Below are 19,428 nucleotides of genomic sequence, written 5' to 3'. Positions count from 1 at the left end.
CGACATGAAACCCATACGCCATCAAGCCGACCTGGCCATCAACGGCGCCGCACCCGCTTTCGACGAAGCGCTGCATGTCGGCCGTCCAAACATGGGGGACCGCGCTACCTTCATGCGCCATGTCGAAGAGATCTTCGACCGCCGCTGGCTCAGCAACGACGGCCCCCTGGTACAGGAGTTCGAACGCCGGGTCGCCGCCCACTTGGACGTCAAGCATTGCGTCGCCATGTGCAACGGCACCATCGCGTTGGAGATCGCGATCCGCGCCCTCGGCCTCGAAGGCGAAGTGATCGTCCCGGCCTATACCTTCGTCGCTACGGCGCACGCGCTGCAGTGGCAGGGCATCGCGCCGGTCTTCGCCGACATCGACCCGGCCACGCACACGCTGTCGCCGGAGGCTGTGCGCAAGATGATTACCCCGCGTACCACCGGCATCATCGGCGTGCACCTGTGGGGACGGGCCGCCCCGGTGGAAGCGCTGGAGGCCGTCGCCGCGGAACATGGACTGGAACTGATGTTCGACGCCGCGCACGCCTTCACCTGCACGCATGGCGGGCGCAAGATCGGTAACTTCGGCCGCTGCGAAGTGCTGAGCTTCCACGCGACCAAGTTCTTCAACAGCTTCGAGGGTGGCGCCATCGTCACCAACGACGATGAACTTGCCCGCACGATGCGGCTGATGCGCAATTTCGGCTTCTCCGGCGTCGATCAGGTGAGCTATCCGGGCACCAACGGCAAGATGATCGAGATCGCCGCCGCTATGGGTCTGGTCAACCTCGACGTCATCGATGACGTGATCGCCGCCAACCGCGTCAACTACCGGGCCTATCGCGAAGTGCTCACCGGCGTCCCGGGCATACGCGTGCTGGAGTACGACGAGCGCGAACGCAACAATTTTCAGTACATCATCATGGAGGTCACGCCGGACTGCCCGGTCTCGCGCGACGCCTTGGTCGACGCCCTGCGCGCCGAGAACATCCTGGCGCGCCGCTACTTCTGGCCCGGTTGCCACAAGATGGAACCCTATCGCTCGCTGTTTCCGCATGCCGGGCTGCTGCTTCCGGTCACCGAGGCCGTGGCCGGCAGCGTCATCGTGCTGCCGACGGGGCAAACCATGAACCCACAGAAGATCAACGTGGTGGCCCAGGTGATCCGTACCATGGTCCAGAGCGGTTGAAGTCACCGCTCAACGTACGGGCCGGCCTTGCGCCGGCCTTTTCTTTTGCAAAAAACAACACCGAAAGAAAATTCAAGAAATTTCCGCATGGCACTTAATGACGGTGCGGAATCGGTCGTCTTGTACATGTGAGAGCGAGCGAAACACTCGAAATCAAAGCCCAAAAGCACTACCGATCAATTATTGAAATCCCTTAGGAGCCAACCATGCTGAGCCTTCACACCAACAACGCCGCACTGTCGGCCCAGAACTCGATCAACCGTACCCAAGCTTCGCTGTCGACCTCGATGACCCGCCTGTCGACCGGCTACCGCATCAACTCCGCAATGGACGACGCCGCCGGCCTGCAGATCGCTTCGCGTCTGCAAGCGCAAACCTCGGGCATGGCTGTCGCAATGCGCAACACCCAGAACTCGACCTCGATGCTGCAGACCGCCGAAGGCGCGCTGGACGAAGTCAACAACATGCTGACGCGCATGAAGGATCTGGCAACCCAAGCTGCAGACGCCTCGTCCACCGCTTCCGACAAGAGCGCGATGCAGTCGGAATTCGACGCACTGGGCAAGGAACTGGCAAACGTCCTGAAGAACACCTCGTTCGCCGGGAACAAGCTGCTGATCGGTGGTACCGTCAACTCCGCGATGACCTTCCAGATCGGCGCCTCCTCGAGCGAGACCATGAGCGTCGACCTGAGCACCGCCCTGAACCAGGTGCAGAGCGACGTGTCGTCCGCGACCGTCAACTACAGCACCGCCACCACCGGCACCGAACTGACCTCGTCGGCCAACGCCACGATCGGCACCCTGACCACCGCCCTGGCGGACGTCAGCACACTGCGTTCGGGCCTGGGCGCTTCGGCGAACCGCCTTAGCCACGTGTACAACAACCTGTCGAACATCAGCACCAACAGCAAGGCTGCTGAAGGCCGTATCATGGACGTCGACTTCGCGACCGAATCGTCGAACATGACCTCGAGCCAGATGCTGCTGCAGGCCGGCACGGCGATGCTCAAGCAGAGCAACAGCATGTCCTCGATGGTCATGTCGCTGCTCCAGTAATGGGCTTTCTCCCGGTGTAACCCAGCCGGGAATCCTCGAAGGCCAACCACGCGGTTGGCCTTTTTACTTTTAAGGGCCCGACACCATGGCCAGCATCCTTTTCCCGCCGCTCCTTCCGCCCGCGCCCGTTGTTCCGGCCACGGCGCCGTCACAGATCGATCCGGCGTTGGCAGCCGCCGGTTCAGCCGCCCTGCTGCAGGCGGAGATCGAGTCCGTGCCGCTGCCGGCCGCGCAGCCGGCGCCGGCGCAGCCGTCCGCCGCCGAGGGAGGCCAGGACGGGGCGGCGATGCGGCCGGACCAGGTGGCGATGGCGCGCCAGATGACCTGGCCGAGCGTCGACGGCGGTGCACTGGCCGGCTCCTGGCGCGGCATGGTGCACAACTACGGCACCCAGCAGGCCATCCGCGAACAGCAGATGCGCGAAGGGCAGTTGCCGACGCCGCTGCTGCAGGCCAGCCAGGACGCGCGCGCGGCGCGCTTGGCCGAACTGCAGAGCCCACCGCTGGATGCCTGGCGTTTCACGGTCCATGCAGGCTCGCCCCGCCCCCAGCACCTGCGGGTGGTACAGGGCGAACCGGAACAACAGCAGAACCGGCGCCGTCGCACGCGCGCCGCCCTGCGCCTGGAACTCGTGCTGGCCGACGGCACCGTGATCACGGTGCAGGCGACACCGGTGTCGGATGGCGTGGGGATGGAAGTGTGCGTCGCAAACCAGGGTGTCCTCGAGCACCTGCGCGAACTGCAACCGCAACTGGAAGCGGCCGTGCGGCGCGCCGGCCTGCGCGTGCTGGCCTGGGCCTGGCGCGACGACCTGCCGGGAGGCCCCGTCCATGCGCGCCTGCCCTCGACCGAAGCGGCAGCGGCGCTCAGCCTGCCGGTGTTCCGGGCGATGGCCGAACTGGCCCTGCTGTTGCCGACCTAGGCCGACAACTGCCAGCCTTGCTGGCGTTCCTTGGCGACGCGCGCCGGCACGCCCACGGCGACGACATTGTCCGGCAGCGACCGCGTGACCACGGCCCCCGCGCCGACGACGGACCAATGACCGAGGACGCATTTGGGCAGGATGACGGCGCCCGCCCCAACGTCGGTCCCCTCGTGGATCAACACATTGCCCGACACGCAACCGCGGGGCGTCAGGGTCACGAAATCGCGCAATTCGGCATCATGGCCGATGGTGCAGCCGACGTGCACCTGGACGTGGTCGCCGATGCGGATGTCGGTGGTGGCCAGGGCGCCGGCGCAGACGATGGTCCCCTCGCCGAGGTGGACACGGTCGCCCAGCCAGGCGCGCGGATGGACCAAGGTCGCGAAGCGGTTCGGACAATGCTGCCTGACGCGCTCCGTCACCTGCCGCCGGCCCGCCGACGAACCGATGGCCACGACGAGCCACACGTCCGGGTTGGCGGCCAGCCAGTCGATGCCGCCAAGGACCGGGAGGCCCGCCACGTGCGAGGGGCAATCGAATCCGGGGTCGACCAGAAATCCGACGCACGACCAGGCCGGCTGTACCGCATTGATGTCACGGATGACTTGAAGCACTTCGCGCCCGAACCCACCGGCGCCGAAGATCGCTATACGCTTTTCCATACTGTTAGCCTTGTCGATCAACCCACGGTGCCGATGATAGAGACTTCGCGGTTTTCCGGGATCTCGTTATACGACAGCACGTGCAGGCCCGGCGCGAACAGGCGCGCGTAGCGGGCCAGCAGCGGGCGGATCTGCGGCAGCACCAGCAACAGCGGCGGCGTGTGCTGCTGCTTCATCTGCTCGCGCGCCACCGGCATGTTCAGCTGCAGTTGCGACAGCAGCTGCGGGTCGATCGGGTAGTTGTCCAGCACGACCTTGCCGCCATTGTTCTGGCGCGCCTGGTTCAGGGAACCGAGCAGCATGTTTTCCAGTTCGCCCGACAGGTTAAAGGCCGGCATGTCCTTCTTCTTGCCGTACAGGCCCGAGACGATCTGGCGGCGCAGCGCACAGCGCACTTCGGCCGCGAGCAGGATCGGATCCTTCGTCGTCTCCGAGCTGTCCAGCAGCGTCGTCGCAATGACGACGATGTCCTTCAGCGACACGTTCTCGGACAGCAGCACGCGGAACACGCGCAGCAGCTGCGTGTGCGTGAGCGCCTTGTCCAGCGCGCCCGCCAGCTTGGGCGACAGCGCCGTCAGGCGTTCCATCATCGCGGGCACGTCTTCGTGGCGGAACAGTTCCGCCATGTAGTCGCGCGCGACCTTGGAGGTGTGCGTGGCGATCGCGCTCGGCACCTCGACGACCTGGTAGCCCTGTCCCAGCGCGTGCGCCTTCTGCTCCGGATCGATCCAGGTGACGGCCATGCCGAACGCCGGCTCGATGCCCGGGATGCCGTCGATGTCGCCGTACACGTTCGGCGACGGGATCGCCATCAGGCATTCCGCCACGACCTCGCCCTCGGCCACGACGGTGCCGTTGATCGCGATCGCGTACTGGTTCGGACGCAGCGTGAGGTCGTCGCGCACGCCGATGGGCGGCAGCAGGAGACCCATCTGCTCCGAGAGACTCTGGCGCACGCCCTTGATCCGCTTGGGCAGCACTTCGCCCTGCGCCTTGTCGAGCAGGTGCACGAGCTTGTAGCCGACGGTGATCGAGATCGGTTGCACGACCGGCAGCTGCTGCCAGTCGAGTTCCGGCGCACGGTCGTCGCGCAGGGCCGCTTCGATGGCGGCCACGCTCGTTTCGTCCGGCGCCTTCACCTCCTCCTTCGCGAGCCGGAAGCCGACGTAGCCGAGGGCCGCGGCGAAGACGAGGAAGTAAAACGACGGCATGCCCGGCACCATGGCCAGGATCACCATCACGCCCGACGCCGAATACAGCACCGTCGGATTGGCCAGCAGCTGGCCGCCGACCTGCTGTTCGAAGTCGCCCGAATCGCTGATGCGGGTGACGAGGATCGCCGCCGCTGCGGACAGCAGCAGCGCGGGCACCTGGGCCACGAGACCGTCACCGATGGTCAGCAATGCGTACTGGCGGAACGCGTCGCCGAACGACAGGTCGTGCATCAGCGCGCCGATCGCGACGCCGCCGATCATGTTGATGAGCAGGATGAGGATCGACGCGATCGCATCACCGCGCACGAACTTCGAGGCACCATCCATCGCGCCGTAGAAGTCCGCTTCGGACGCCACTTCCTTGCGGCGCACCTGCGCTTTTTCCTGGTTGATCAGGCCCGCGTTCAGGTCGGCGTCGATCGCCATCTGCTTGCCGGGCAGTGCGTCCAGCGTGAAGCGCGCGGACACTTCGGAGATACGTTCGGAGCCCTTCGTCACGACGACGAAGTTGATGATCATGAGGATCACGAAGACGACGATACCGACGACGAAGTTACCGCCGATGACGACGTTGCCGAACGCTTCGATCACGTGACCGGCGGCGCTCGTGCCCTCGTGGCCGTGCAGCAGCACGACGCGCGTGGACGCCACGTTCAGCGCGAGGCGCAGCAGCGTGGTGCCGAGGATGACGGTCGGGAAGACCGAGAAGTCCAGCGGCCGCCTGGACGACACGGACACCAGGATCACGATCAGCGCGAGCACGATGTTGAACGTGAACAGGATGTCCAGCAGCACCGGCGGCAGCGGGAGCATGATCATCGCCAGGATGGTCAGCAGGAACGCCGGCGTGGCGATCTTCTGGCGGCGCAGCTCAAGGAGCAAGCTGTTCAGGAAATTCATGTCGGAGATACCTCACTCAAAGCGGCCGGCACGGCCACGTCATTCGGGAACCGCGGGGGCGCCTGGCGCCGGCCTGCACGGAAAGCATTCAATTGCAGCACGTAGTTCAGCACCTGCGACACCGCCTGGTACAGCGCGGCGGGAATCTGCTGCTGCACCTGGCTGGTGTTGTAGATGGCGCGTGCCAGCGGCGGCAGCGCGATCGTTTCGATCTCGTGCTTCGCCGCGACGGCGCGGATGTACAGGGCCATCTCGTCGATGCCCTTCGCCACCACGAATGGCGCTTCCGCACGCTTGGTGTCGTACTTCAGCGCGACCGCGTAGTGCTCGGGATTCACGATCACCACGTCGGCGGTCGGCACCGTCTTGTTCACGTTGCGGCGTGCCATCTGCTGCTGCAACTGGCGGATGCGCGCACGGATCTCGGGCTTGCCCTCGGTGCTCTTGTATTCTTCCTTCACTTCCTGCTTGCTCATGCGCTGGCTGCGGGCGAACAGGAACGTCTGCAGCGGCACGTCGATCAGCGCGAACAGCACGAACACGGCGACCAGCGACATCAGGCCGTCGAACATCATGCCCCCGCCGTGCAGCAGCGCGTCGGGCAGCGGCATGCGCTGCAGATTGACCCAGGCCGTCAGCGCGGAACGCACGACGTGCACGAGCACCACGGCCAGCAGCGCCGCCTTGGCCACCGACGTCGCGAACGTCGTCCAGTGCTTGCCCGACGCGAGCTGCCCCAGGTTCTTCACGGGCGAGAAGCGGTCGAACTTGGGCATCAGGTTATTCGTCGAGAACACCAGGCCGCCCGGCACGATGCTCGCCACGACGATCGCGAGCGGCACGCCCGCAAGCGGCAGCACCATCTTCACGAGCAGCACGGCGGCGCCGCTCCACACGACCGACATCGCGTTCTCGACCGCGCCGGCCGCGCCCAGCGGCGCGTACACGAGGCGGAACAGCGAGCGGAACGATGCCAGATAGTCGGGCAGCAGGAACACGAACAGCTTCAGGCTGACGAGGATGCCGACCGCCGTCGCCAGGTCCTTCGACCGGACGACGTGGCCTTCCTCGCGCGCCTTCTTCAGCTTCTGCGCCGAGGCCTTTTCTGTCTTATCGCCGGAGGTAGAGTCAGCCATGCGCCGCCCTCATCTGCTGCTGCAGCATCTCCAGCACCTGGTTAGTCATCTGCACATAGTGTTCCGGGATGAAGCGCACGACCTGCACGAGCATCATCAGGCCGAACAGCGTCACCAGCGAAAAGCCCAGCGAGAACAGGTTCAGCGACGGCGCCACGCGGTTCAGGAAGCCGAAGCCGATCTGCACCACCATCGTCGAGAACACGATCGGCAGCGCCAGCAGGATCGCGGCCGAGAACACCCAGCCCACGTTCAGCGCGACCGTCTGCAGCAGCAAGCCTCCATAGCCGCCGCCGACCGGCCATGCCTTGAAGCTCTGGCCCAGCACGCCAGCCAGCACGAGGTGACCGTCGACGGCGAAGAACACGAGGATCGCGACGAGCCCCAGCAGGGCCGAGATCACGTCCGACTGCTGGCCGTTGATCGGATCGTTCATCTGCGCCATCGAAAAGCCCACCTGGCTGGAGACCAGGAAGCCGAGCATGTTCACGACGGCCATCGTCAGCTGCAGCGCGAGGCCGATCACGCCGCCGATCACGGCCTGCTCGATCATCACGACGACGCCGGCCAGCGAGAACGGGTCCGGCATGGCGGCGCCTTTCGTCAGCGGCAGCATCAGGAACGCGAGCGCCACGGACAGCAGCGCGCGTACCGGCACCGGCACCAGCGCGTCGCCGACGACGGGGGCCGTCGACAGCAGCGCCATGACGCGGCAGAACGGCCACCACAGCGCGCTGATGAACGGCAGCAGCAGATGGGTGACTTCCAGCATCAGCCGACCAGGGTCGCGGCGCGCTGGAACACGCTCACGCAATAGTCCATCAGTTTGCCGGTCATCCAGTGACCGGCCAGGATCACAGCGATCAGGGTGACGAGAAGACGCGGCAGGAAGCTCAGCGTCTGCTCGTTGATCTGGGTGGCGGCCTGCACGAGGGCGACGATGACGCCGGCCACGAGGCCGGGCACCACCAGCACCATCACGAGCAGCATCACCAGCTGCAGGGCTTCGACGATGAAGTCGACGGCGATATCAGGAGTCATACGAACGAATGCTAGATGCCGTGGATGCTGCCGACCAGCGTGTTCACGGTCAGGGTCCAGCCATCGACCAGCACGAACAGCAGCAGCTTGAACGGCAGCGAGATGACGAGGGGCGACAGCATCATCATGCCCATCGCCATCAGCACCGACGACACCACCAGGTCGATGATCAGGAATGGAATGAACAGCATGCAGCCGATCTGGAACGCGCTCTTGAGTTCCGACAGCACGAAGGCGGCCAGCTTCACGGTGAAGCCGCGCGCCATCGGCGCCATCTCGGCCGGCTCGCCCGACAGGTGCGCGATCTGGGCCAGCGCCGTCTTGCTCGTCTGGGCCAGCATGAAGCGCGACAGCGGCACTTCGGCGATCTTGAGCGCCTGCTCCAGCGAGATCTTGTCCTTGTCGTAAGGGACGAAGGCCTCGTTCCAGACCTGCATGCCGACGGGACGCATGACGAGCAGCGTGAGGATCAGCGCCACGCCGGTAACGATCCGGTTGGGCAGGCCCTGCTGCAGGCCCAGGGCCTGGCGCAGCAGCGACAGCACGATCACGAAGCGCGTGAAGCTGGTCATCATCATGACCATCACGGGCAGCAGCCCGAGGATGGTCATCAGGACCAGGATCTGCGACTTCACCGTCAGGCCGCTGGAGGAACCGGGGATCACGCCGGGGAGGACGTCCTGTCCCGCCGGGGCGGCCCAGGCACCTGCGCTGGCCAGCAAAAGAACGGCGCCCGCGATGGCGGGCGCGTAGCGGCGCGAGTTGCTTAGCACCTCGGCGCCGCGGCGTTGCAACGTCATGACGTGATCAGGTCCAGGTTGAGGCCGTCCAGATCGATCACCTTGAGGCCGTACTGCTCGCCCGCGACGACCACTTCGGCGCGGCCGATGGCGGCGCCGTTGACCTTGATGACGAGCGGCTCGCCCGCCATGGCGTCGAGCGGCAGCACGCTGTCCGGGCCGATCGCCATCAGTTCCTGCAGCGAGATGCGGGCCGAGCCCACTTCCAGCGTCAGCGTCACCGGGATGCGGCGCATCATCTGGGGCAGGCGCGGCGCCGCTTTCGGAGCGGCTGCCGGGCTGGCTGCGGCTTCTTCGGCCACCGCGTCGTCGATGAGGATATCGTCAGCGGCGAATTGATCGTTCAGGTTCATGTTGATTACTCGGCGTCTTCAAAAGAGGTTAAACACAGTTTGCCTTTGTGCTCGGCGACGGCGGCGGTGAACAACCGCGCCTCGTCGAGCAGGACGTCGGCCCGGCCCACATTCACCGGGATCACGTCGCCCACCTTGAGGTCGAACAGTGCGCCCAGGGTGATTTCCTTGCTGACCAGGCGGCCGTCCAGTTTGACCTGGAGCTTGGTGGCAAGCGGCTCGGCCGGACCGCGCACCGCGGTCGTGCGGCCCATGTCCGGGCGCAGCGTGCCCAGAATCGTGGCCATCAGTTGCTGGTCGGGCGCGATCCAGAACTGGCCGATGTTGTCGTTCTTGTCACGGACCCGCACGCGCACGGCCCAGTTGCTCTCGCCGGGCATGGACGAAGCCACCACGGCGTTGGCCTGAACGGGTCGCGGCGCAACATCCATTGCCACACTGGCAGCGACGCGTGCATACAACAGGTCCACCATTTGTTGTGTCAATACGACGCTCAGCCGTTCTTCCGTGGCCGTCACGCGCTCCGTTTGCGGGTCGCGTTGCGTTGCGGCAGCGCTACGTCCACCGTAGCGCCGCTCCAACAGTGTCAGTAATAAACCACGGTCGAATGTCACCGCGACGGTGCCCAGAGCGCCCAGCACGGCCATCCAGCGCAGGCTGTGTTCTTGCGGCGCGCGGCCGAATTCGACGTCCTCGAGACGCCATCCGGCCCAGTAACGACGGGCGCTACCCTGCATCGCCGCGTCCAGGTCCTCCTGGAAACGGGCTGCAAACTGGGGCAGCTGGTGTACCGGACGCCCTAGCAGGCAGGGGTCGAGCACTTGGTGCTGCAGGGTGGTGTCGGAGTTTGCAATCGGCATGGTCTAGTTACAAAAATGATAAGCGGAGATGCTTTCTTTTCATTCCTCTGGGCAACTATTATACCCGGGAAATTGTGTCACGCCATTTGATTTTCCCCTTTGAATTCGCCATTGCCCTACGGTAAGATGCTTTCACTGCGCTGGGGGAAACAAAAAATCACTCTGGGTATGGATGAAACCGCTGCTATTCTCCTCGGTTCCGCGACAGAAACCAAGCCACAGTATGAGACTTAGAATTTAACAATTTTCTAATTGTCAACAGTAGTTACAACAAATGTAACCTCTTCCGCCGAAGGCAATATTTACGGAAAGTTACAACCCGCAAACTAACAGCATGGAGCGATGAACACGATGGGAACTGAACTTGCCGGCCTGATCCGGGCCGACCTGGCAGCCCTCAACAACGACGCCAGCCGCCTCGCCGTCGTGGCGCCGCCGGTGGACGCCGGCCACGCCGCTCTGGGCGATGGCAGCGGCGATTTCTCCTTCGCCCAGAGCATGAAGAATGCCCTGGTCAGCGTGGACCAGGACCAGCAAGTGGCCAACCAGAAGATGGCCGACGTGGACAGCGGCAAGAGCGACGACCTGGTCGGCGCGATGCTGTCGTCGCAGCAGGCCAACCTGTCCTTTTCGATGCTGATGCAAGTCCGTAACAAAGTGATGGGCGCCGTCGACGAGCTGCTCAAGCTGCCCGTCTGACAGGAACAAAACCGATCGTGATTGCCACCCTCAAGTCCGCCTTCGGCGGCAAGCGCCTGGCCCTGCCGCCCGCGCTCACCAAGAACCTGACCCCGATGCTGGTGCTGGCCATCGGCATCACCGCGGCGGTCATGCTGTACATGTGGAACGACCAGGCCGGCTACAAGCCGGTGTTCGGCGCCCACGAGAAGATCGCCGCCAGCGACATGATGGGCGTGCTCGATGCCGAGCACGTGCCCTACCGCATCCACCCGGACTCGGGCCAGGTGATGGTCCCGACCGGCCAGCTGGGCAAGGTACGCATGCTGCTGGCCGCCAAGGGCGTCACCGCGCAGCTGCCGGCCGGCCTGGAGCTGATGGACAAGAACGACCCGCTGGGCGTGTCGCAGTTCGTGCAGGACGTGCGCTTCCGCCGCGGCCTGGAAGGCGAGCTGGCGCAGTCGATCCTGACGCTGGACGCCATCGCCTCGGCACGCGTGCACCTGGCCATCGCCAAGTCGTCGTCGTTCGTCGCCAGCGACGGCGATAAATCGTCGGCGTCCGTCGTGGTAGCGGTAAAGCCGGGTCATGCCCTGTCGAACGAACAGATCGCCGCGATCGTGAACATGGTCGCCGGCAGCGTCGCCGGCCTGGCACCTTCTCGCGTGTCGCTCGTCGACCAGAGCGGCAACTACCTGTCGTCGCGCGTGGACCTGACCGAAGGCTTCGACGGTGCCGCCCAGGGCGATGCCGCCGCCAAACGCTACCAGGACCAAGTGCGCACCAACGTGGCCGGCCTGCTCGGTCCGGTGCTCGGCGCCGACAACTTCAAGGTCAGCGTCACGGCCGACGTCGACAACGACAAGATCGAGGAAACGCAGGAGAAGTACGGCGAAGCCCCGAAAGTCACCAGCGAAGCGATGCGCGAAGAGATGGAAAAGAGCCGCATGGCCCTTGGCGTCCCGGGCACGCTGTCGAACCGTCCGCCGGTCGCGAGCAATCCGCCGGCCGATCCGAACGCCGCCGGCGCGAACGGCGCGGCCGCCGACCCGAACGCCAAGCCGGACGACGGCAGCGCGCGCAAGAACGCGACGACGCGCCAGTACGCCTACGACCGTGCGATCACGCAGATCAAGCGCTCGCGCGGCCGCCTCAAGAAGCTGTCGGTGGCGGTGGTGCTGAACAACGCCAAGGCCGCGACGCCGAAGACGGGCTGGACCCCGGCCGAGATCGCCAACATCGACAAGATCCTGCGCGGCGGCCTGGGTATCGACGCCAGCCGCGGCGACGTGCTGACGGTGTCCTCGCTGTCCTTCCCGGCCCCCGCGCCGGTCGAGCCGTGGTACCAGGAGCGCGACAACATCGTCGACATGGCCGGCTATGCCATGTACGCGATCGGCGCCCTGCTCGGCTGGCTCCTGATCCTGCGCCCGCTGATGCGCATGTTGAACCAGCGCGTCGCACCGAAGGCGGCGGCCGCGCCGAACCTGGCGACCGTCCAGGCCGGCGCAGCGAATGCCCTGCCGGGCGCGAACGGCGGCGCCGGCGCATTGCCGGCCCCGGCCGCCAATGCCGCAGCGAACGCGGCAGCAGGCGCACTGCCGGCCGCGGCAACCCCGACGGGCGGCACGCTGCCGGTCCAGGCGCTGCTCGAGGAATACGATTTGCCCCCGGCCGGCTCGGCCGTGGATGTGATGGTCGACCACCTGAAGGTCCTGGCGGGTAAAGAGCCGGAGCGGGTGGCGGAAGTGGTCAAACAATGGGTGCAAAAGAAAAATGGCGGATCTGAACAATAACGACGTGCAGGAAGCAGTGCTGAGCCCGGTCGAACAGGCCGCGATCGTGCTGCTGTCCATCGGCGAGGAACCGGCAGCGGCCGTGCTGCGCTGCCTCGAACGCGAGGAATTGATCGAGCTGACCCAGGTGATGAGCCGGATGAGCGGCATCAAGGTCGACGCCGTGAAGAACTCGATCCAGAAGTTCTTCGACGACTACCGCCAGCAAAGCGGCCTGCACGGCGCGTCGCGCAGCTACCTCAAGCGCTCGCTCGACCTGGCGCTGGGCAGCGAGATCGCCAACAGCGTGCTGAACACGATCTACGGCGACGCGATCCGCCCGATGATGGCGCGCCTGCAGTACGCGTCGCCGAAATGGCTGGCCGACTACATCGCCGCCGAGCACGTGCAGATGCAGGCCGTGTTCCTCGCGTTCCTGCCGCCCGCGCTGGCCGGCCAGATCATCGACGCGCTGCCGGAAGACGGCCGCGAACTGGTGCTCTTGAACCTGGCGCGCCTGGAGGAGATCGACCGCGACCTGCTCTCCGAGCTGGAAGAACTGGTGCAGCGTTGCCTGTCCGCGCTCGACACCCAGAGCGCCACCGTGGAAGGCGTGCGCCAGGCGGCCGACATCCTGAACCGCCTGCCGAACAACCGCGCCACGATGGTCGAACTGCTGCGTGCGCACGATCCGGACGTCGTGTCCAAGATCGAGATGTCGATGTACGACTTCTTCATCCTGTCGACGCAGACCGAACAGACGATCACCCGCCTGCTCGACGAGATTCCGCTGGAGCAGTGGGCGATCGCACTCAAGGGCGCGGAACCCGCGCTGCGCGACGCGCTGCTCGGCGCGATGCCGAAGCGCCAGGCGCAGAGCTTCGACGACCTCATGAAGCGGTCCGGCCCGGTGCCGATGTCGCGCATCGTGCAGACCCGCCAGGAGATCATGGCGCAGGTCAAGGAGCTCGTCGACAACGGTGAGATCGAAGTCCAGCTGTTTGCCGAGGCGACTGCCGAATGAAGCAGTTCCGGCCTTACCACTTCCCGCCGCTGGCGCAGTTCATCGCCGCCGGCGCGGCCAAAGGCGCGCAATCGTCGTCCTCCGCCACGCCGAACGAAGACTGGCAGAGCGCGGTGGCCGACGGCTATCGCCAGGGCCAGCGCCAAGGCTATGAAGTCGGCCTGGACGAAGGCCGTGCCGACGGCTACGACGCCGGCCATGCCGAAGGCGTGGAGCGCGGTATCGCCGAAGGCCGCCAGCAGGCGCTGACCGAGCTGGAACAGATGGCCAAGCCGATCGACGCGATGCTGCGCAGCCTGAAGAAGATGAAGACCGAATTCCGCAATGCCCAACGCAAGGAAGTCGTGGACCTGGTCGGCAAGATCGCCCGCCAGGTGATCCGTGCCGAACTGGCGCTGCAGCCGGTGCAGATGCTGAACCTCGTCGACGAGGCGCTGGCCGCGATGCCGCCGACGCGCGAGGACGTGGAAGTGTTCATGAATCCGGAAGAACTCAAGCGCATCCAGGAACTGGATCCGAAGCGCGCCAAGAAGTGGAACCTGATGTCCGATCCGGCCCTGGACCCGGGCGAATGCCGCGTGCGCGCGGGCGACCATGAAGTGGACGCCGGTTGCCAGAACCGTCTGGCCGCCTGCATGACGCAAGTGCGCGAAAGCCTGGATGCGGCCGCGAAGGAGGACGCTCAATGAGCGCCCTGGCCGAAACCCTGCGCGCGCTGGAGATCAAGGCGCCGCCGGTCGCGACGCCCACCGGTCGCCTCGTCGCCGTGCAAGGCCTGCTGCTCGAAAGCGTGGGCTGCCGCCTGCACACGGGCCAGCGCTGCCGCGTCGAGACGGTCGACGGCTCCTGGCTCGACGCCCAGGTCGTCGGCTTTCGCGACAAGGTGACGTACCTGATGCCGTTCAAGCAGGCCGACGGCCTCGTGACCGGCGCCCGCGTGCTGCCGGCCACGGGTCCGTCCAGCATCCAGATCGGCCCGTCGTGGATGGGCCGCATGGTGAACGGCCTGGGCGAACCGATCGACGGCCGCGGCAAGCTGGGGGGCGACGAGACCCTGTCGACGACGCCGCCCAAAGTGAATCCGCTGAGGAAGAGCCCCGTGGAAGAACCGCTGGACGTCGGCGTGCGCGCGATCAATTCGATGCTCACCATCGGCAAGGGCCAGCGCGTCGGCCTGATGGCCGGTTCGGGCGTCGGTAAATCGGTGCTGCTCGGCCTGATCACGCGCCAGACCGTGGCCGACGTGATCGTCGTGGGCCTGATCGGCGAACGTAACCGCGAGGTGCGCGAGTTCGTCGAGAAGTCGCTGGGCCCGGAAGGTTTGAAACGCGCCGTCGTCGTCGTGGCGCCGGCCGACGAGTCGCCCTTGATGCGCGTGATGGCGACGGAACTGTGCCATTCGATCGCGGCGCACTTCCGCGACCGCGGCCAGAACGTGCTGCTGCTGTGCGATTCGCTGACCCGCTACGCGATGGCGCTGCGCGAAGTCGCGCTGTCGCTGGGCGAGCCGCCGGCCACGCGCGGTTACCCGCCGTCGGTGTTCTCGAACCTGCCGCAGCTGGTCGAATCGGCCGGCAACGGCGAAAACGAAAACGGCAGCATGAGCGCCATCTATACGGTGCTGGCGGAAGGCGACGACCAGCAGGACCCGGTCGTCGACAGCGCCCGCGCGATCCTCGACGGCCACATCGTGCTGTCGCGCGAACTGGCCGAACGGGGGCACTACCCGGCGATCGACGTGGCGCAATCCATCAGCCGCTGCATGGCGCAGGTGGTCACGCCGGAACACGCGCAGGCCGCGCGCAAGCTGAAGGCGGCGCTGGCGAAACATGCGCGCGTGCGCGACCTGATCCCGCTCGGCGCCTACCAGCCCGGTGCCGATCCGGAGACCGACCGCGCCGTCAAGCTGCACCCGCATATCGAAGCATACCTGTGCCAGGGCACGCGCGAAGACGCGCCGTTCGCGGCCTGCGTCGACCAGTTGAAAGCGATCATGGCATGAGCAAGCGCGAGACGATCACCAGCCTGGACACCCTCGTGCGCGTACGCAGCACGGAAGTCGAGCGCCTGCAGACGGCGCTGGCCAAGAAGGAAGCGACGCGTGCGCGCTACCAGGCCAGCGTCGACCGCCTGACGGCACTGGCCGAAGGCAGCGGGCCGTCGGGCCAGCCGGCTGGCGCACGGCCGCTGTCGCCGGCGCTGGCCATGAATTGCGGTAACTACAAGCAGGCCGTGTTCGCCCTGGCGGATACCCATCGCACCGACTTGCAGCTGCACGAGGCCGACATGGCCGTCGCGCAGAAAACCCTGGCCCAGGCCTGGACGCGGCGCGAGCTGCTGGGCAAGGTGCTGGAGCGCCACGAGGTCGCGTACGCGCGCGAACAACACCGCAAACAGCACAAGCACGATGACGAAATTGCCACCCAATCCTGGCTTCTCCGACAGGTTTGATACGCAATACACAACTCTTAAGGAGCTAGCATGTCGACCATTACTGCACCAGCGTACGATCCGACCACCACTGCCACCGCGATGGCCCAGAAGTTCGTCGCCGAGCCGCAGCAACAGATCACCAACCAGACCGCCGTTGCAAACGCAACCGCGAGCGCATTGACGACCCTGGGCTCGGCAATCTCGGCGTTCCAGACGAGCTTGGCCTCGCTGACCGGCCTCAACAGTTCAATGCTGGCCCAGAGCGCCGTCCTCTCCGACACGACGGTCGGCACTGCCACCGCGAAACCGCTGGCAGCCACTGGTACCTACAGCCTGTTCGTGCAACAGTTGGCCACGGCGAGCCAAGTCTCGTACAACGGCTTGTCCGACGGCAGGACGCCGGGCGGCACGCTGAAAGTGACCTTGTCGAACGAATCCACTGCGACCACCACGGCCACGTTCAACGTCGACCTGTCGGCCGCGTCCGCGGATACCGACGGGGACGGCAAGCTGAGCATTGCCGAAGTGGCGGCCGCGATCAACCGTTCTTCCGGCAATGCGGGCTTGGTCTCGGCCGGCGTGGTCACCATCGGCACCGACACCCGGCTGGTGCTGACCTCAAAGAACACGGGCGTAGCCAACACGGTTTCGCTCGATCCGTCCCTCGTGACGGATGCGACCCTGAAGACCGGCCTGGGCACGCGCACCATCGTCAATGCGGCCCAGGACGCAATCGTCTTGTTTGGCGGCAAGACCGGCACGCCAATGCAGCAGTCGTCGAACACCTTTACCAACATTAATGGCGTGACGGCCACCTTCACCCGGGGACAAAGCGCGAGCGAAAACCCCATCACGCTGACGGTGAATAGTGACACCGCCGGCACGACCAAGAACGTACAGTCGTTTGTCGACGCCTACAACAAGCTCAAGACGACGATCGACTCACTGGTCGATCCGGGCAATCCAAGCAGCAACAAGGCTGCGGGTGCCTTCGCAAGCGATTCGGGGATCAAGGCGCTGCAAAGCCGTCTTGTCGACCTGCTGCGCCCGACCGGCAGCCTGTCGCTGGCCGCCTACGGCATCACGGCCAACCGCGATGGTACCCTCGCGCTCGACTCGACTCGCCTGACCAAGCAGCTGGCCTCCAATCCGAACGGCCTGGATCAGCTGATCGGCTCGAGCAGCATCAGCAGCCCGACCGGTATCGCGGGCAATTTGACCACCTACCTTAACCAGTGGAGCAATAGCACCACCGGCCAGATCCAGCAACGTACCAATGCGAACACCAAGCTGCAGTCGGACCTGAGCAAGCGCCAGACCGACCTGAGCGCACAATATGACATCGCTTACCAGCGTTACCTGAAGCAATTTACTGCGCTGCAAACCCTGCAGTCGACGATGAACAGCAACCTGTCCATGTTCGACGCAATGTTCGGCAGCAATAAGTCCTGAGAGAACAGTCATGTCTTATCAAGAAGCCTACAGCAGCTATCACGCGACGAGTCTGGATGCACAGACCTCTCGCGCCTCGCCAGTCGAACTGGTGCTGGTTCTGACCGACGGCCTGCTCGACGAGCTGGCCCGTGCACGCGCCCATATCGTCGCCAAGCGCTACGAGCAACGCGCCAACAGCATCAACAAGTGCGTCGACATCATCAACGGCCTGTCGAGTTCCCTCGACTTCGAGAGCGGCGGCCAGGTCGTGGCCAACCTCGCCAATCTGTACGATTTCTGTGTCACGCACCTGCATGGCGCCGGCATCAAGCAGGATCCGGCGATGGTCGACGAGGTCGTGAAGATCATGACCACCATCCGCCAGGGCTGGGATGGGGTGCGGTCGCGTAATGGCTGATCCACTCGACCGTCATGCCCAGCTGGTGCAGCTGGGCGACGCCTTGCAAGCGGCGGCCGCCCGTGCCGACTGGGACCGGCTAGGCGAGCAGGCCCGTGCCCTGATCCCGGCACTACGCGCGCTAGCCGAGCACGGTCCATGGAACGCCACGGAACGCACCGCACTGGAACAGGTGCGCGCACGGCACAGCGCCGCCGCCGCCGCCGCCGCAGTAGCCGCGCGCGCGCTCGAATCGCGCTTGGACGAGATGCGCGCCAACAAAGAGGGCTGGATCGCCTACGCGATGTTCGGCGAAACCGAACTCGGCCCAATCCACGAATGACGATGATGCTCAACACCGTATCCCCTTCCGCCCCGGCCCAATCGGATCAGCAGGCCAACGCGCCGGCCGCCGTCAAGGACGCCGCGCCCGCACCGGCCACACCGTCCGCACAGACCGACGGCGCCGCCCCGGCGCCGGCCCAAACGTTCGCCCGCTGGCTCGGCCAGCAACTCGACGGCGCCGGGCCGGTGCTCCAGGCGGCCGTGCCGGTCACGCAGGAAGCGGATGACGACAGCGCACCGCCGTCGAGCGCCACGGCGGCCCCGGCCGGCGACAAAAGCACCGATGACGGCAAAGCCGCCGCAGCGGTACCCGACAGCGCACTCCTGGCCGCGATGGCGATGCCCCTGATGCCGCTGTCGCCGCAACAGGTCACCCAGGCCGTACAGGCTGCCCAGGGCAATCCGCAAGGCACGACGCGTGGCACCGACGACGCCGGCAAGGCCGAGACGCCGGCCCAGCCGCTGGCCGTCTCCGGCCAGGACGGCCGCCGCGCCGCCATCGCCCTGCCCCAGGCCCTGCAAGCGGCCCAGGCCGCCCAGCCGGAAGCGACCGCCACGAACGTGCGCCTGGCCGTCCAGGGCAATGCTGCCAACGGCAACGCCGGCACCAGCAGCCAGGACGCGAACGCGGACGGATCGGCCTCCCAGAACGTGCAAGCCGGCACCAACACCGCCCCGGCCGCGGCCGTGCCGGGCGCCGTGCCCCTGCCTGCGGCCCAGCCGGCCGCCGATACCGTCAAGCTGGCCGGCCCGCCGACCGCTTGGCGCCAGACCCTGCAGGAAACGCTGGGCGACCGCCTGAACGTGCACGTCGCGGGCAACGTGCAGCAGGCCACGATCAGCATCGAGCCGCCCCAGCTGGGACGCATCGACATCGCGATCCGCCACAGCGCCGGCACGCTTGAAGTAAACATATCAGCCAGCAATGGCGACGTGCTGCGCCAGTTGCAGACCGTCAGCGACAACCTGCGCAACGATTTGTCGCAGCGCCAGTACACCGAAGTCGCGGTGACGGTGACCCCGGCTCCGAAGAATAGTGCGGCGCCGTTCGGCGACCCGCAACAGCAGGGGCGCGGCCGCCAGCGGGGCCGCGACCAGGACAACGAGCCCGGCCGCGGTCTGGCCGAGGCCGGCAATCCCGCGTCCGTGTTCAACCTCGGCCGCGACTCGTAAGCAATCGATGCATCGATAGCGCCCTCGAGGCGCGAGTACCAAC

At 65.9% G+C, this 19,428-nt stretch carries 21 protein-coding genes; 13 read left to right on the top strand and 8 right to left on the bottom strand.

What is annotated here, in order from left to right; genetic code table 11:
- The first annotated feature begins 4 nt into the window (after positions 1–4).
- From BVG12_RS26225 to BVG12_RS26215, 3 genes are all read left to right on the top strand, one after another.
- Positions 5–1,177 carry a DegT/DnrJ/EryC1/StrS family aminotransferase gene (locus BVG12_RS26225; protein WP_075794966.1) on the top strand — a complete coding sequence of 391 codons (1,173 nt, stop codon included), beginning with the start codon at positions 5–7 and terminating at the stop codon, positions 1,175–1,177.
- A 206-nt stretch (positions 1,178–1,383) separates the two neighbouring features.
- Positions 1,384–2,235, top strand: coding sequence for a flagellin N-terminal helical domain-containing protein (locus BVG12_RS26220; RefSeq protein WP_075794965.1), 852 nt, complete (start codon positions 1,384–1,386; stop codon positions 2,233–2,235).
- Positions 2,236–2,320: 85 nt separating this feature from the next.
- Positions 2,321–3,157: a hypothetical protein gene (locus tag BVG12_RS26215; RefSeq protein WP_075794964.1), complete on the top strand. Its 837-nt coding sequence runs from the start codon at positions 2,321–2,323 to the stop codon at positions 3,155–3,157.
- On the opposite strand, the gene BVG12_RS26210 is transcribed toward BVG12_RS26215, so the two are convergent.
- Genes BVG12_RS26210 through BVG12_RS26175 form a run of 8 tightly spaced genes read right to left on the bottom strand, consistent with a single transcriptional unit; the run spans position 3,154 to position 10,126 of the window.
- Positions 3,154–3,822: an acetyltransferase gene (locus tag BVG12_RS26210; protein WP_075794963.1), complete on the bottom strand. Its 669-nt coding sequence runs from the start codon at positions 3,820–3,822 to the stop codon at positions 3,154–3,156. The two genes, BVG12_RS26215 and BVG12_RS26210, sit on opposite strands and share 4 nt — an antisense overlap.
- A gap of 17 nt (positions 3,823–3,839) precedes the next feature.
- Positions 3,840–5,936 (bottom strand): flagellar biosynthesis protein FlhA, encoded by a 2,097-nt coding sequence (locus tag BVG12_RS26205; RefSeq protein ID WP_075794962.1) that lies wholly within the window; start codon positions 5,934–5,936, stop codon positions 3,840–3,842.
- Positions 5,933–7,072, bottom strand: coding sequence for a flagellar type III secretion system protein FlhB (gene flhB / locus BVG12_RS26200; RefSeq protein ID WP_075794961.1), 1,140 nt, complete (start codon positions 7,070–7,072; stop codon positions 5,933–5,935). Before flhB ends, BVG12_RS26205 begins: the two co-directional genes overlap by 4 nt.
- Positions 7,065–7,844 (bottom strand): flagellar biosynthetic protein FliR, encoded by a 780-nt coding sequence (gene fliR / locus BVG12_RS26195; RefSeq protein WP_075794960.1) that lies wholly within the window; start codon positions 7,842–7,844, stop codon positions 7,065–7,067. The genes flhB and fliR overlap by 8 nt, the downstream gene beginning before the upstream one ends.
- A complete protein-coding gene (gene fliQ, locus BVG12_RS26190; protein ID WP_075794959.1) occupies positions 7,844–8,113 on the bottom strand; it encodes a flagellar biosynthesis protein FliQ in 270 nt (89 codons plus the stop codon). The genes fliR and fliQ overlap by 1 nt, the downstream gene beginning before the upstream one ends.
- An 11-nt stretch (positions 8,114–8,124) precedes the next feature.
- Positions 8,125–8,913: a flagellar type III secretion system pore protein FliP gene (gene fliP, locus BVG12_RS26185; protein ID WP_075794958.1), complete on the bottom strand. Its 789-nt coding sequence runs from the start codon at positions 8,911–8,913 to the stop codon at positions 8,125–8,127.
- Positions 8,910–9,266 carry a FliM/FliN family flagellar motor switch protein gene (locus BVG12_RS26180; protein WP_075794957.1) on the bottom strand — a complete coding sequence of 119 codons (357 nt, stop codon included), beginning with the start codon at positions 9,264–9,266 and terminating at the stop codon, positions 8,910–8,912. The genes fliP and BVG12_RS26180 overlap by 4 nt, the downstream gene beginning before the upstream one ends.
- 5 nt (positions 9,267–9,271) lie before the next feature.
- Positions 9,272–10,126 carry a FliM/FliN family flagellar motor switch protein gene (locus BVG12_RS26175; RefSeq protein WP_075794956.1) on the bottom strand — a complete coding sequence of 285 codons (855 nt, stop codon included), beginning with the start codon at positions 10,124–10,126 and terminating at the stop codon, positions 9,272–9,274.
- Between the two features lie 351 nt (positions 10,127–10,477).
- Here BVG12_RS26175 and fliE point away from each other — a divergent pair, with 351 nt between their 5' ends.
- Genes fliE through BVG12_RS26125 form a run of 10 tightly spaced genes read left to right on the top strand, consistent with a single transcriptional unit; the run spans position 10,478 to position 19,385 of the window.
- A complete protein-coding gene (gene fliE, locus BVG12_RS26170) occupies positions 10,478–10,825 on the top strand; it encodes a flagellar hook-basal body complex protein FliE (RefSeq protein WP_075796567.1) in 348 nt (115 codons plus the stop codon).
- 17 nt (positions 10,826–10,842) lie between these two features.
- Entirely contained in the window at positions 10,843–12,600 is a 1,758-nt protein-coding gene (fliF, locus tag BVG12_RS26165) for a flagellar basal-body MS-ring/collar protein FliF (protein ID WP_075794955.1), read from the top strand.
- Positions 12,581–13,603, top strand: a complete 1,023-nt coding sequence (locus BVG12_RS26160; RefSeq protein ID WP_075794954.1) for a flagellar motor switch protein FliG — start codon at positions 12,581–12,583, stop codon at positions 13,601–13,603. The genes fliF and BVG12_RS26160 overlap by 20 nt, the downstream gene beginning before the upstream one ends.
- On the top strand, positions 13,600–14,292 hold the full coding sequence (gene fliH / locus BVG12_RS26155; RefSeq protein WP_075794953.1) for a flagellar assembly protein FliH: 693 nt from the start codon (positions 13,600–13,602) through the stop codon (positions 14,290–14,292). Before BVG12_RS26160 ends, fliH begins: the two co-directional genes overlap by 4 nt.
- The gene (gene fliI, locus BVG12_RS26150; RefSeq protein WP_075794952.1) at positions 14,289–15,605 is read left to right on the top strand and encodes a flagellar protein export ATPase FliI; all 1,317 of its coding nucleotides are present in this window, start codon (positions 14,289–14,291) and stop codon (positions 15,603–15,605) included. The genes fliH and fliI overlap by 4 nt, the downstream gene beginning before the upstream one ends.
- A complete protein-coding gene (gene fliJ, locus BVG12_RS26145) occupies positions 15,602–16,054 on the top strand; it encodes a flagellar export protein FliJ (RefSeq protein ID WP_075794951.1) in 453 nt (150 codons plus the stop codon). Before fliI ends, fliJ begins: the two co-directional genes overlap by 4 nt.
- Positions 16,055–16,084: 30 nt before the next feature.
- Positions 16,085–17,488, top strand: coding sequence for a flagellar filament capping protein FliD (gene fliD / locus BVG12_RS26140; protein ID WP_075794950.1), 1,404 nt, complete (start codon positions 16,085–16,087; stop codon positions 17,486–17,488).
- A gap of 10 nt (positions 17,489–17,498) precedes the next feature.
- A complete protein-coding gene (gene fliS / locus BVG12_RS26135) occupies positions 17,499–17,888 on the top strand; it encodes a flagellar export chaperone FliS (RefSeq protein ID WP_075794949.1) in 390 nt (129 codons plus the stop codon).
- A complete protein-coding gene (locus BVG12_RS26130) occupies positions 17,881–18,210 on the top strand; it encodes a hypothetical protein (protein ID WP_075794948.1) in 330 nt (109 codons plus the stop codon). The genes fliS and BVG12_RS26130 overlap by 8 nt, the downstream gene beginning before the upstream one ends.
- A gap of 2 nt (positions 18,211–18,212) precedes the next feature.
- The gene (locus BVG12_RS26125; RefSeq protein ID WP_075794947.1) at positions 18,213–19,385 is read left to right on the top strand and encodes a flagellar hook-length control protein FliK; all 1,173 of its coding nucleotides are present in this window, start codon (positions 18,213–18,215) and stop codon (positions 19,383–19,385) included.
- The last annotated feature ends 43 nt before the right edge of the window (positions 19,386–19,428 follow it).

This window comes from Massilia putida (genome assembly GCF_001941825.1).
GTDB classification, from domain to species: Bacteria; Pseudomonadota; Gammaproteobacteria; order Burkholderiales; family Burkholderiaceae_D; genus Telluria; species Telluria putida.
The sequence above is the reverse complement of the archived record's forward strand: the minus strand, read 5'-3'. Positions and strand labels throughout refer to the sequence as shown.